This is a genomic window from Paenibacillus typhae, assembly GCF_900099765.1.
GTDB classification, from domain to species: Bacteria; Bacillota; Bacilli; order Paenibacillales; family Paenibacillaceae; genus Paenibacillus_AQ; species Paenibacillus_AQ typhae.
Genome location: NZ_FNDX01000001.1, coordinates 120,716 through 133,433 on the forward strand (window position 1 = coordinate 120,716; position 12,718 = coordinate 133,433).

At 54.4% G+C, this 12,718-nt stretch carries 13 protein-coding genes; 10 read left to right on the forward strand and 3 right to left on the reverse strand.

Going from position 1 to position 12,718, the window contains the following annotated elements; translation table 11 throughout:
• The first annotated feature begins 6 nt into the window (after positions 1-6).
• Both BLR64_RS00490 and BLR64_RS00495 read left to right on the forward strand, forming a co-directional pair.
• Positions 7-1,080 carry a DUF294 nucleotidyltransferase-like domain-containing protein gene (locus tag BLR64_RS00490; RefSeq protein ID WP_090711534.1) on the forward strand — a complete coding sequence of 358 codons (1,074 nt, stop codon included), beginning with the start codon at positions 7-9 and terminating at the stop codon, positions 1,078-1,080.
• Positions 1,077-1,826, forward strand: coding sequence for an exonuclease domain-containing protein (locus tag BLR64_RS00495; protein WP_090711140.1), 750 nt, complete (start codon positions 1,077-1,079; stop codon positions 1,824-1,826). Before BLR64_RS00490 ends, BLR64_RS00495 begins: the two co-directional genes overlap by 4 nt.
• Here the strand turns inward: BLR64_RS00495 and BLR64_RS00500 are convergent.
• Complete coding sequence (locus BLR64_RS00500) at positions 1,808-2,281, reverse strand: M67 family metallopeptidase (protein ID WP_090711142.1); 474 nt, start codon at positions 2,279-2,281, stop codon at positions 1,808-1,810. The genes BLR64_RS00495 and BLR64_RS00500 overlap by 19 nt on opposite strands.
• 135 nt (positions 2,282-2,416) lie before the next feature.
• On the opposite strand from BLR64_RS00500, the gene BLR64_RS00505 reads away from it, so the two are divergent.
• Entirely contained in the window at positions 2,417-2,974 is a 558-nt protein-coding gene (locus BLR64_RS00505) for a TlpA family protein disulfide reductase (protein ID WP_090711144.1), read from the forward strand.
• 100 nt (positions 2,975-3,074) lie between these two features.
• Here BLR64_RS00505 and cimA read toward each other — a convergent pair whose 3' ends face one another.
• Complete coding sequence (gene cimA / locus BLR64_RS00510; protein WP_090711146.1) at positions 3,075-4,694, reverse strand: citramalate synthase; 1,620 nt, start codon at positions 4,692-4,694, stop codon at positions 3,075-3,077.
• 359 nt (positions 4,695-5,053) lie between these two features.
• On the opposite strand from cimA, the gene BLR64_RS00515 reads away from it, so the two are divergent.
• The 3 genes from BLR64_RS00515 (at position 5,054) to BLR64_RS00525 (ending at position 8,372) form a co-directional block, all read left to right on the forward strand.
• Entirely contained in the window at positions 5,054-6,346 is a 1,293-nt protein-coding gene (locus tag BLR64_RS00515; RefSeq protein ID WP_090711536.1) for a DNA polymerase IV, read from the forward strand.
• Between the two features lie 159 nt (positions 6,347-6,505).
• The gene (locus BLR64_RS00520) at positions 6,506-6,748 is read left to right on the forward strand and encodes a ferredoxin (protein WP_039872044.1); all 243 of its coding nucleotides are present in this window, start codon (positions 6,506-6,508) and stop codon (positions 6,746-6,748) included.
• Between the two features lie 178 nt (positions 6,749-6,926).
• Positions 6,927-8,372 carry a L,D-transpeptidase gene (locus tag BLR64_RS00525; RefSeq protein ID WP_090711148.1) on the forward strand — a complete coding sequence of 482 codons (1,446 nt, stop codon included), beginning with the start codon at positions 6,927-6,929 and terminating at the stop codon, positions 8,370-8,372.
• Here BLR64_RS00525 and BLR64_RS30170 read toward each other — a convergent pair.
• Complete coding sequence (locus BLR64_RS30170; RefSeq protein ID WP_167360562.1) at positions 8,369-8,506, reverse strand: hypothetical protein; 138 nt, start codon at positions 8,504-8,506, stop codon at positions 8,369-8,371. The two genes, BLR64_RS00525 and BLR64_RS30170, sit on opposite strands and share 4 nt — an antisense overlap.
• Positions 8,507-8,716: 210 nt before the next feature.
• Between BLR64_RS30170 and BLR64_RS00530 the strand changes: the two genes are divergently transcribed.
• The 4 genes from BLR64_RS00530 to BLR64_RS00545 all read left to right on the forward strand — a co-directional run bounded on the left by BLR64_RS00530 (position 8,717) and on the right by BLR64_RS00545 (position 12,717).
• A complete protein-coding gene (locus BLR64_RS00530) occupies positions 8,717-9,817 on the forward strand; it encodes a quinone-dependent dihydroorotate dehydrogenase (protein WP_090711150.1) in 1,101 nt (366 codons plus the stop codon).
• Between the two features lie 28 nt (positions 9,818-9,845).
• Positions 9,846-10,658, forward strand: a complete 813-nt coding sequence (gene yjbM, locus BLR64_RS00535; RefSeq protein ID WP_090711153.1) for a GTP diphosphokinase — start codon at positions 9,846-9,848, stop codon at positions 10,656-10,658.
• Positions 10,648-11,100 carry a DUF309 domain-containing protein gene (locus tag BLR64_RS00540; RefSeq protein ID WP_090711155.1) on the forward strand — a complete coding sequence of 151 codons (453 nt, stop codon included), beginning with the start codon at positions 10,648-10,650 and terminating at the stop codon, positions 11,098-11,100. The genes yjbM and BLR64_RS00540 overlap by 11 nt, the downstream gene beginning before the upstream one ends.
• 99 nt (positions 11,101-11,199) lie before the next feature.
• Positions 11,200-12,717, forward strand: a complete 1,518-nt coding sequence (locus BLR64_RS00545; protein ID WP_090711157.1) for an RsmB/NOP family class I SAM-dependent RNA methyltransferase — start codon at positions 11,200-11,202, stop codon at positions 12,715-12,717.
• The last annotated feature ends 1 nt before the right edge of the window (position 12,718 follow it).

A 12,718-nucleotide genomic window follows, 5' to 3' on the forward strand; every position in this document is an offset into this window, starting at 1 on the left:
GCTGGGATGGAAATGACAGAGTGGAGTAAAGATGAAAGAATGCTATCCATCGCAACAGCCGGTTCGCCGCAAGAGCTGAAAGGCAGGCGTACCGCCTGCCAGCAGGCCCTTCTGGAGCAGTTAAATGTGATTCCGATTGAGGAATGGGTGTCCAAAGTCAACGCAATGCATGATCTGATTGCTGCGGCTGCGGTGAACATTTGTGAGGCGCAGATGAAAGAGGCGGGCTACGGCCCGCCTCCCTGCGCCTATTCCTTTATTGTATTCGGCAGCGCTGGCAGACAGGAATCCACCCTTTGGAGCGATCAGGATAACGGCCTGATTGTGGGGGGGGAACCGGATAACGTTAAGCTGACCTATTTTACTGCTTTTGGCGAGCTGCTGTCGGATGTGCTTGAGGCAGTCGGTTATGAGAAATGTGAAGGCAGAGTCATGTGCTCTGAGCCGCTTTGGCGGAAGACGCTGCCGGAGTGGAAGGAGCAGCTGAACAGCTGGATGAGCCAGCTGGAATGGGAGCCCATCCGTTATCTCATTATTGCTTCGGATATGAGGCATGTGGCTGGAAGTGCGGAGCTGTCGGCTGAATGGAGGGAAGCCTTTCATGCCGGCTTTGTGGGCAATGATAAATTGACTACGGCTGTTTTACGTAACACTGTCCGCCACAAAGCAACTTTGAACCTGCTTGGACAGGTGCTTACCGAACGTTTTGGCGATTATGCCGGCGGATTTGATGTTAAATATGGCGTTTATATTCCGCTTGTTAATATAGTAAGGCATTTAGCGTTGCTGAATGCGGTCAAGGACAGCTCAACCCTGAAACGGCTTGCAAGACTGGAAGTGCTCGGGGAATACGAATATCTTCAGGAGATCCGCGAGGCCTTCCTGACCGCTTTGCGGATGCGTGTGAATACACCGCATACGGTACAGGATGGACTGCTGCTCAGCAGTGATTATATTTCCGAAAATGATCTGAAGAATAAACAGCTTGTGTCCGAGCTTCGTGAAAGTCTGCTGCTGGTCAGAAGACTGCATAGGGCCTTACAGCGCCAGCTCCGGTCAGCGGAAAGGAGGCAGTCATGAAGGAGCCGAATAAAGGCGGCGGATTCTGGAACAACTTACGGCAGGGCGGAATGCCCTCCGCAATTGCATCTATAAGAGGCGGCGAATCCGCTCAGCAAACTGCGCAGCAGATGGCCTTTATCAGGTCCCTTATGCGTGAGAAGCGGCGGCCGGAAGTACTGCATACTCCGCTTTCCGAGCTGGAGACGGTCATATTTGATCTTGAAACGACCGGTTTCTCCCACCAGCATGGCGATGAAATTATGTCATTTGGTGCAATCCGGGTAGTTGGCCAGGACATTAAGGAAGAAGAATGCTTTTATACGCTGGTAAAATGCCAGACAGCCATTCCGGAGAATATTACCAGGCTAACAGGAATCACGGAGGAGATGACGGCTGCGGCTCCACCATTGATCGACGGCCTGCATAACTTCATGGCTTTTGTCGGTCAGCGTGTCCTGGTGGCGCATGGCAGTGCACATGACAAATCCTTTCTGAATGCGGCGTTGTGGAAAACCTCCAAGGTTCAGCTGACCCACCGTGTACTGGACACGATGATGCTGGCTCGCTGGCTGGAGCCGCAGCGCAGCAATTATACGCTGGATGAGCTGCTTGCCGTTCATAATATTCCAATCCAGGGGCGGCATCACGCACTGGAGGATGCCAAGATGACAGCACGGCTGTGGGTATCGTATCTCCGCGAGATTTCGAACAGACGTCAGGTCGATACACTTGGTGATCTCTACGCCTATTTGAGCAGAGCCTGAAGCGCTGCCGGCAGCAATTGCGCAGCGGTCTTTCCTTCAGTACTTTCCCGGCTGATAATAAAGCCGTTAAGAACCGGCAGCGGGCCGCTGCCGGTTCCCGGAGAGCCGATCAGATACACCTTGAACTCCGGCCCCAGGGCTTCAAGCCCTAGCATATCTGCAGGGGAAGGCCAGGGCGGTGAGGTTGGATGGGAATGGAACAGGCCGATGGGGGCCGGGTCACTGTAAAGCGCCTTGACCCATTCCCGCGGATCAGGCTCAAAAGCATGCAGCGGGTCAGGCGCTACGTTGCTCAAAGGCACATAGCTGCTTATGAGTATGCCTCCCGCTGCGGCAGTACCCAGCAGTATTCCGCAAGCTTCGTGCGGAAGACAGGTCAGCAGATGCTTCCCCAGCATGAGCTGTACGGAGGAATCCAGCCAAACCGGCGGGGTTGTTCCCTGGAATGCTGTCATGTATTGACCCCTCTCTCTTCATGGGATTCCGTCTTTGGGCGGAGTCCTCTTTTTTGTGTCTGGATGGTTTGAAATGGACGGCAATGGGGGTACAATAGGAGCAACCCATCCCATATGTAAAGGAACAGACATCTGATGAGAGCTGTTAATAGAAGGAATGTTGCAGTCCTGGCACTTGTTGTCCTGGTTACAGCAGTCGTCCTCGTACGCTGGCTGAATGATGAACCGGAGGCTGTTCCGGCAGTACAGCAGGCTTCTGGAGGCGGGATTGGCGCCGGTAAGCCGGCCCCAGCCTTTTCGCTCAAGGATAACGCTGGCCGTGAGTATACGGTTGGCGGTCCGAGGGATAAGGCGCTGATTGTGAATTTCTGGGCTTCCTGGTGCGATCCCTGCCGGCAGGAGGCGCCGGAGCTGAATGCGATGGCACTGAAATACAAAAATGTGCTGGATATCTACGGAGTTAACGTGACCAGCCAGGATTATAAGCCGAATGCCGAGCGGTTCATCAGGAAGTATATGCTGGCTTTTCCGGTTATGTTTGATCTCAAAGGCGAAGTGTTTGACCGGTACCGGGGCCAGGTTTTCCCGACCAATGTGCTGATTGACAAGAATGGCAAGATCACCGAGGTTGTGCTGGGTGCCCTGACCAGAGAAGAACTGGAGAAAAAAATAATAGCTCTGACCGGCTCCTGAGCATTCAGCATCCGGAAATGAAGCCCCTCTGCCGGTCCGGGAATTGTAGTCTCCCGCTGCAGAGGGGCTTCATGATGTGAGGCTTGGAGGCAGGCTGATATTAGTGATTGACCAGACCCCGCGGCTCGCTGCTGTGTGTGGTTTCATTCTCTAAAGAGATCTGTCCGAGCAGGGCATACCGCATACTGTCTACGAGTGCTTCCCAGCTGGCCTCAATGACATTGCTGGATACTCCGACCGTGCTCCAGGTATTATTGTAATCCTTCGATTCGATCAGCACGCGTACCTTGGCAGCGGTCTGATCCTGCTCATCAAGAACACGTACCTTATAGTCGGAGAGATGCATTTCATCAAGCCGCGGGAAATAGGTCTTCAACGCTTTGCGCAGCGCATTATCCAGCGCGTTGACTGGACCGTTGCCCTCGGCAGCAGTATAGAGGCTGTCACCGCCTACGCGTAGCTTAACGAAGGCCTCGGAGACTACAGGCTGGCCGGCATTTTTTTCAACAAGCATCTTAAAGGATTCAAAGACAAACAGCTCGTTCAGCTCACCGGTTGCTTCACGCAGCAGCAGTTCCAGGGAGGCATCGGCACCTTCAAACTGATAGCCCTGATGTTCAAGATTCTTAATCTTGTCAATGACTTTGCGGGCCTGCTCGCTGGTCGGGTCAAGACTCAGCCCCATATCCTGGGCTTTGGAGAGCACATTGCTCTGGCCGGCAAGCTCCGAGACGAGTACCCGCTGCTTGTTACCGACCAGCTCCGGGGCAATATGTTCATATGTGCGGGAATCACGGAGGATTGCCGAGACATGGATGCCGCCTTTATGCGCGAACGCGGCTGCTCCGACATAAGGCTGATTCACAGGCATATTCACATTGGCAACTTCGCTTACATAACGGGCGGTGTTGGTCAGCTGCGGCAGAGAGTCGCCAGGTATGCAGTGATAGCCCATCTTGAGCTGAAGCGTCGGGATGATGGAGCACAGATTGGCATTTCCGCAGCGTTCGCCGTACCCGTTGATGGTGCCCTGTACCTGGCGCGCTCCAGCGTTGATTGCACTCAATGCATTAGCAACAGCAAGCTCGCAGTCATTATGGGTGTGAATGCCCAGAGCAGCGCCGGGAAGATGGGCCGAAACAGAAGTTACGATGTCGTATACTTCATTAGGCAGGGTACCGCCGTTCGTATCACACATGACAAGCCAGTCTGCACCCGCCTCCCGGGCTTTGGCCAGCACGGCTGCAGCATATTCCGGATTGTTTTTGTAGCCGTCGAAGAAATGCTCGGCATCGAAGATGACCTCAAGGCCCTTCTGCTTGAGATAGGAGATGGAGTCGCCAATCATCGCGAGATTCTCCTCGAGCGTGGTCTGCAGTGCAGTATGCACATGGAAATCCCAAGATTTGCCGACCAGCGTAGCTGCAGGCACACCGGCATCAATCATTCTCTGCAGATTGTCATCATGCTCGGCGATGGAGTTTTTGCGGCGGGTGCTGCCGAAGGCGGTGATTTTGGCGTTCAGATACAATTCCTTGACCCGTTTGAAAAACTCAATGTCTTTATTGTTGCTACCCGGTATGCCACCTTCAATGTAATGCACACCGAGATCATCGAGCTTCTTGGCAATCTTCAGCTTGTCATCTGCCGACAGACTGATGCCCTCGCCTTGTGTGCCGTCGCGAAGTGTCGTATCGAAGATGGAAATGGACTTAGACATTAAGTCTCCTCCTAAAAGTTTTGTGAGCATGGCTTCCACGAACTGCTTCGTGCAAAACTGGCTCCGAAAGCATATGCTAAGTTTTGTGAGCATGGCTTCCACGAACTGCTTCGTGCAAAACTGGCTCCGAAAGCATATGCTAAGTTTTGTGAGCATCTGCTCCATTGATTCGGCTTCGCGCAAAACTGTCTTCGGAAGCATCAGCTACGTATTGAAATAATTTTTATATTATAGCATTTTTACGCGGGAATGTAACAAAGAACTTTACAGGAGAGATACGTCTTTAATTGACCTCCTGCAGACAAAAGCGTTATGCTGAATTGAACAATGGAAACCATGTAGATAAGAAGGTAGATATTGTGCATAATGTAGACCAATATTATCCGGCAAGCGGAAGGGTTATCCTGCATGTGGATATGAACGCTTTTTACTGCTCTGTGCATGAAGCGGAGGACCCGGATCAGTATAAAGGCAAGCCTACTGCCGTTGCCGGGAGTGTCGAGCAGCGCAGGGGGATCATTGTAACCTGTTCCTATGCAGCCCGCAGACTCGGGATATCTACAGGAATGCAGGTGCAAAAAGCGCTGCGCATATGCCCGTCCTTAACTCTTATTCAGCCGAACTTTCATCTATACCGCAAATATTCCAATGCTTTTATGCAGATTGCCTATAGCTATACCCCGCTGCTTGAAGCGGTCTCAATCGATGAATGTTATCTTGATATTACCGGCTCCAAACAGTTTGGCACTCCGCTGGAAATTGCCGGGGAGATACAGAGGCGGATTATGGATGAGCTGGGTCTTCCCTGCTCGATCGGCGTTGCACCCAACAAGCTTCTCGCTAAAATGGCCTCGGATCTGAAAAAGCCGAACGGTATATCCGTGCTGCGCCTGCGAGATGTACCTGAGGTGCTGTGGAACAAGCCGTGCGGTGAAATGTTCGGGATCGGCGGCAAGACGGCTGAGAAGCTGCGCAAGCTGGGAATCTACAATATAGGCCAGCTTGCGGCAGCCGACGAGCGGATGCTTACAGACCATTTCGGGGTGATGGGCTCCTGGCTGAAACGGGCCGGTAACGGCATTGATTACGGAGTGGTTAATCCTGAGCGTGAACAGAGCAAGTCCATCGGACATACGACAACCTTGCCCAAGGATGTGGTCGGGCTGGCAGATGCAAGGCCAATCCTGCTCAATCTCAGTGACCAGGTGGCAAGGCGGCTGCGGAAGCAGGGACTGGTGGCTTCAGGCGTGCAGCTTACAATCCGTACCCCTGATATGAAGACCATTACACGCTCCCGACAGCTTGAGGCCCCGACAGAAACCGCCGAGGATATTTACAAGGTTGTGTGTGATCAGTTTGCCCGCCACTGGAAAGGCGACAAGCCCGTAAGGCTGCTCGGCGTAACCCTGCAGAACCTTAGCCCCAAGGAAGAGTCGGCAATTCAGCTTGACCTGTTCGATTATGAACGGCAGCCGAAGAAGGAATCCCTGAACAAGGCCATGGATATGCTGCGCAACAAATTCGGTGAGAATGCCGTGCTTACCGCCGGAATGCTCAGCGGCAGCCATTCCGCCCGGCTGCGTAACCATAAGGAGCGCGGTACCTCACTGCAAAAGGATAATCTGCGGCAGGTGGACCACGATAAAGACTGACAGAATCCCGCGGCCGCCAAAGCTTATATCCGACAGATTATGCAGCAAAACTGTAAACATGTTGAAAATTCATTGAAATTGTATGCTTTTTATATTAATATGAGTGAAATAACAGGCTGCTGCTGCAGGCTGTATTGTTCAACGGGAGGCAGAGATAAAATGGCTAAGTACACCTGGGTCGAGAAAGACACTTGCATCGCTTGCGGTGCGTGTGGCGCAACGGCTCCTGATATTTTTGATTACGATGATGAAGGCTTGGCAGAAGTGATTTTTGAGAATGACGGAAACCGCGGATGCACAGTGATTCCTGATGATCTGTTCGACGATCTGCAGGATTCGGCTGACGGCTGCCCAACCGATTCCATCAAAATTGCGGACGCTCCTTTCAATAAGGAAGGCTAATCTTACAGGCTGGCGGTTTCGCACCGGATATGAGGGCCGGATATAAGATACAGGCTTATATTTGATTCTTGTATACACATAAAGACATCTTTACGCCGGCTTTGACCGGCGGGGATGTCTTTTTTGCTTGGACAGGCCGATATAAGGTATAAAGAATCCATTACCCGCGGAGGCCCAGATGAAAAATTCGCAGCATCTCAAGGCTTATGTCCAAATGCACCCCGATAACAAGATGGCATGGTACTTGCTTGGTAAGGAATACTATAAGAACGGCCAGCAGGGGAAGGCAAACTATTGCTTCAATCAGGCCGGAGAAGTGTATGAAGCTTTTGAACGCAGCAAAGTTCCGGCAGACATGCTGCGTGAATATGAGGATGGCCTGCTCAAGGTGGAGCATGAACGCCACCAGGCCGGGCTCCGCAAACGCCGGCTGCTGGTTGCGCTGGCACTTACCCTGCTCGTGTTCCTGCCGTCCGCAGTTCCAGCCGGCACGGACGCGGGGAGCGGGGCAGCTCTGGCGTCCCTGCTTAGTGAAGCGGCTGACGCCTCTGTCGAACCTGCAGCGGATAAAACCGGGGCAGAGCAGGTGAATGCGCCTGAAGAGCCGGAGCCAGGGCTGGCTTTCACGGCAATGGGCAGTGACGCCGCAGCCTCCGGAGCGGCGATTGCGCAGCTGCTGCGGGACGGAGCCCGTTCAGCTACAGCAATTCTGGCGATGGAGCGCTCCGGGAAGTGGCTGCTATGGAAAGAAAAGCTTCCGCTGGCCGCAACCGTGGTCCAGAGCGGAAAGGGCCGCGCTGTATACCAGTCCTATGATAAGGCGGGCTGCCGCTGCGAGCCGCCGGAAGCCGGAGCCTTGCAGCAGCAGGCCGGACAGTGGCAGCGGCAGCAGGAGCAGCTGGCTGTGCTGTGGAGCGCTATGCTCGCTTACAGAAGCAGCGAAGGCAGTCTTCCGCCATCCCTCGCCGCACTTACCGGTGCATTTCCCGGCAACTGGCTGGGCGGAACTACTCCCCTGATGAAGGAGAAATTCGCCTCTGTACGGAATGTGGCAGCCGCAGGAGCAGCACAGCAGCCTGCGGCAGACCCGGGCGGTAAGGAAACAGCTTCCGGCAGCGGGGAAGCCGCCGGAGGTAATGCAGCCGCCGCCGGAAGCGGAGGGCAGGAGCTGCCCTTTTTTACCGGACCGCTCACTATAATAGTAGATAAACAAAATCACCGCCTGGCAGTAACCAGCGGCTCCGTTATTATCAGAAATTATAAAGTGGGACTGGGCGGCGCGAGGACGCCGGAGGGGACTTTTACCATCACAGATAAGGTAGTGAACCCTAACGGGCGCGACAACGGGGAATTCGGCAGCAGGGGAATGCAGCTATCGGACAGCAATTATGCCATTCATGGAACAGATGAGCCGGAGAGCATCGGCAAGGATGAATCGCTGGGCTGTATCCGGATGAGCCGTGAGGATGTGGAGGAGCTATTCGCCATGGTACCGATGGGTACGAAGGTGCAGATTAGTAAAGGGGGTCTGCCTGAAGAACTGCTGGTTCCTGCGGATCGTTATCCTTCAGAAGCACCCGGCAATCAGACGAACCCCAATAAAGTCTACCACTGGCTAAATTAGTTGCCCGCTACCAGAAACAGAACGATAATCAGAAGAATCAGCAGGACCAGACTTGCACTAATCCACAGAATTGCTTTGCGGTTCACTTCTTCTTTCTTCTGCTGAAGTGTTGGAGGTTTGCGTTTTGTTGACATAATAGCCATCCCTCTTTCTCTCTTTATCGGTGATTACCCTTACATTGTAATGGGTTTGGATGAAAATTACTATACTCCCGGCCTCAGCATGGAAGATCCATAGGGTAAAAAACTTTTCTTTTCGCCCGGAAACGGATAAAATTAAGAAGAAAACTAATGAAACGGGGAATCGGAGGACGATTCGGGTAATCCCTTGAAGGAGCGAGAACGTTGCTGTATCGGCATTTAGGCAAACCTATTTTCTTTAAAATGGACCCGGAAAAAGCGCATCATCTCGTAATCGGCGGATTAAACAAAGCGGCATTTGTTCCCGGCGGCAGCGCGGCTATGCGGCTTATGTACGGTGTCCCCGAAACTGCGGATATGGCAGTTGATTTGTTCGGTGTGCATTTCCCTACACCGGTTGGCCTTGCGGCCGGTCTCGACAAGAATGCGGAGGCGGTCGGCGGCTTCTCATCCATCGGCTTCGGATTTATGGAAGTCGGCACAGTAACGCCCGTAGGGCAGCCGGGCAATGACAGTCCAAGACTATTCCGCCTGATTCCTGATGAAGCGCTCATCAACCGGATGGGCTTCAATAATGAAGGCGCAGAGGCGATGGCAGATCGCCTGAAAGGTCTTAAGCAGCGCAGGATACCGGTAGCGGTCAATATCGGGCGCAATAAATCCACTCCGAATGAAACTGCGCATGAGGATTACCGCAAGTGTATCCGCACGCTGTATCCGTACGGTGATTTTTTTGTGGTTAATATCAGCTCGCCGAACACGCCGGACCTGCGCAGTCTGCAGCATGGCAGTGAGCTGTCGAAGCTGCTCTCTGAGGTGAAGGAGGAGATGGCGGTCCAGCACAGCAAGAGCGGCAAGGCCAAGGCCAAAAGCCTGCTGGTCAAAATAGCTCCGGATGTCAGTGACAGCGAACTGGAATTTATGGTACATACGCTTTCAGAAGCTGGAGTAGACGGTGTTATTGCAACTAACACTACGCTAAGCCGCGAGGGGCTGACCAGCGACAAAGCCGGGGAAACGGGAGGGCTGAGCGGCAAGCCGCTCAGGGACCGGTCGACGGAAATTATCCGCAGCATTTACCGCCAGACCGGCGGCAAGCTGCCGATTATCGGCTCAGGCGGAATATTCAGCAGCCAGGATGCGTATGACAAAATCCGGGCAGGCGCAAGCCTGGTTGAAATTTATACGGCGCTCATCTATGAAGGACCGGAGGTTAACCGCCGGCTGCATGCCGGACTAAGGCAGCTCCTGCGGCGGGACGGATTCTCTCATATCCTGGAAGCGGTGGGCGCCGATCATCACTGAAGGATGAATGGACAGGAGGACGAAGGCGATGGACGGCAGGGACTGGGGAACTTTTTTGCTTCCATATGAACAGACTGTGGAGGAACTCAAGGTTAAATTCAAAACAATGCGCTCGGAGCTCAAAAAGAGAGAGGAATACACACCGATCGAATTTGTAACCGGACGTGTAAAGCGGCTGTCCAGCATTCTGGAAAAGGCCAAGCGTCTGAACGTGAAGATGGAGGATCTGGAGACAGGCATTGAGGATATCGCCGGCATCCGGATCATGTGCCAGTTCGTTGAGGACATCCGCAGAGTGGCGGAATATATCCGTGCCCGCAAGGATCTGGAAGTGCTGTATGAGAAGGATTACATTACGAATTATAAGGAAAGCGGCTACCGCAGCTTCCATATGATTATTAAATATCCGGTACAGACTGCCCTGGGACAAAAGATCGTACTGGCCGAAATTCAGATCCGCACGCTGGCAATGAATTTCTGGGCCACCATCGAGCATTCCCTGAACTATAAATACCGCGAAAGCCTGCCGGATGAAATGCGGCTGCGCCTGAAGACGGCAGCAGAAGCCGCATCGATTCTGGACAGTGAAATGTCCAGCATCCGTGAAGAAATTCTGGAGGCGCAGAAGCTATTCGAGGAAAACTCCAATACAACCACACAGGTACTTACCGCGATCCACCAGCTGTATTTCTATCATCTGGTGAATGAGGCGATTGAGAGCCAGAACCGCTTCAATGAGATCTGGCAGACGCAGGACATGGAAGCGATGAAGCAGCTGCTGGAGCATGTGCGCGAACTGATCTCGAATGCCAAAAAGGACAGTCTGCCGGATGGCCTATGAACCGCTGTACCTGGCATATCTGGTCTACTTTAACCGGGACAGGGATTATTTTGAATGCCATGAGGTGCTTGAAGAGCTGTGGCTCGCCAACGACAAAGACCCTTTATACAAAGCGCTGCTGCAGGTGGCAGTCGGACTGTATCATTTCCGAAACGGTAATGTGCGCGGCGGCATGATCATGATGAACAGGTCACATAGCGTGCTGGGAACGTATCCCGGCGAGACGCTGGGCATTAATCTAGCCAAGCTGGTGCAGGAGGTAGGGCTGTATGCTTCACAGCTCAATCACTACGCTGAAAGGCCGTTTGCTTATTACGACCTGACGATTGAAGTTGCCGATCCGGCGCTTGCACAGGAAGTAGAGCTGGCTGCGTCTGGCATTGTGCCTAACCGGCCGCAGCGGCGCGGCCCGCAAAGACCAGCGAAAGGGCACCGCAAATAACGACGCAATAATAGGAGCACCAAATCAGGAGCACCCGCAGGGGTGTTCCTTGATTATTGATCCCCAAAATTCAGGTAACACAAGCAGGAGGACAGCATCATGGCAGCACAACTGCCCGGCACTTTCACAGAGCGGATGAAGGAGCTGCTGGGGACAGAATATGAGCAATTTGCGGAAACCTATAAGGAGACACCTTATGCGGGTATCCGTGTCAATACACTGAAAATTACGGTTCCGGAGCTGCTCGAACGCTCTCCGTTTGACCTTGAGCCTATCCCATGGTGTCCTACAGGCTTCTATACGGAAGAAGGCGCACGGCCGGGTAAGCATCCGTATTACCATGCCGGCTTGTACTATATCCAGGAGCCAAGCGCCATGGCGCCGGTTGAGCTGCTGGTTATTCAGCCCGGTGACCGGGTGCTCGACTTATGTGCTGCGCCGGGAGGCAAGTCTACCCAGATCGCTGCTAAGCTTCAGGGCACAGGACTGCTGATCAGCAATGATCTCCATCCGGACCGGACCAAGGCGCTGGCTAAAAATCTGGAGCTGTACGGCGTAAGGAACGGTATTGTGCTGAACGAGAGCCCGGAGCGGATTGCTGCGGCTTTTCCGGGCTTTTTCGACCGGATTCTGATTGATGCACCCTGTTCCGGAGAAGGCATGTTCCGGAAAGACGAGGACATGGTGAAGCAGTGGGAGCCGGGGACTCCCCGGAAGTATGCCGATATGCAGCGGGAGATACTGCTCGCCGCAGCGGATTCGCTGAAGCCTGGAGGTACGATTGTGTATTCGACATGCACCTTCGCCCCGGAGGAGAATGAAGGGTCGATCCTGGAATTCCTCGCCGGGCATCCGCAGTTTACGGCGGTCCCGGCGGGCGGGTCCGGCTGGTTCGCGCCGGGCCTGGACGGACTCCCCGAGGCCGCGCGGCTGTGGCCGCACAAGGTCAAGGGCGAGGGCCATTTCATGGCGGTGCTGCGCCATGACGGCAGTGCCGCTGCGCCAGGAAGTGACGGGGACGCGGATACCGCGCTCCCGGCTTCCGTGCGCAGCAAGGGCGGTTCAGCCGCCCGGCCGGTCAAGGCGGGCGGCGGCAAAGACCGCGAGGCCAAAGGCGGCCGCGGTCAAGGCAAAGGCGGCGGCGCGCGCGGGCAGCGGCCGCAGGGCTCCGGCATCGATGCGGCGCTGGCCGCGTTCGCCGGGTTCTGCCGGGAGCAGCTCGGCTGGCAGCCGGCCGGCTTCCCGGTGCTGTTCGGCGAGCATCTGTACGTCTCGCCGCTGCCGTCTTCAGCCCTGGACGGACTCAAAACGATCCGTCCGGGCTGGTATATGGGCCAGCTGCGCAGCGGCCGGTTCATTCCCGGCCATCCGCTGGCGACGGCGCTGAAGCCTTCCGAGAGCGGCCGCAGCCTGTCACTGGACAGCACAAATGGTGAAGCCGTGTCCTATCTGAAAGGCGAGACGCTTGCTGTTCCCGAACAGCGGCTGGCTGTGCAGCCCGGCAGCTCCCCCAAAGGATATGTCCTGGTCTGCATCGACGGATTCAGTGCAGGCTGGGGCAAATGGCAGGACGGTATGCTGAAGAATGAATATCCCGCAGGATGGAGGTGGACCTAAG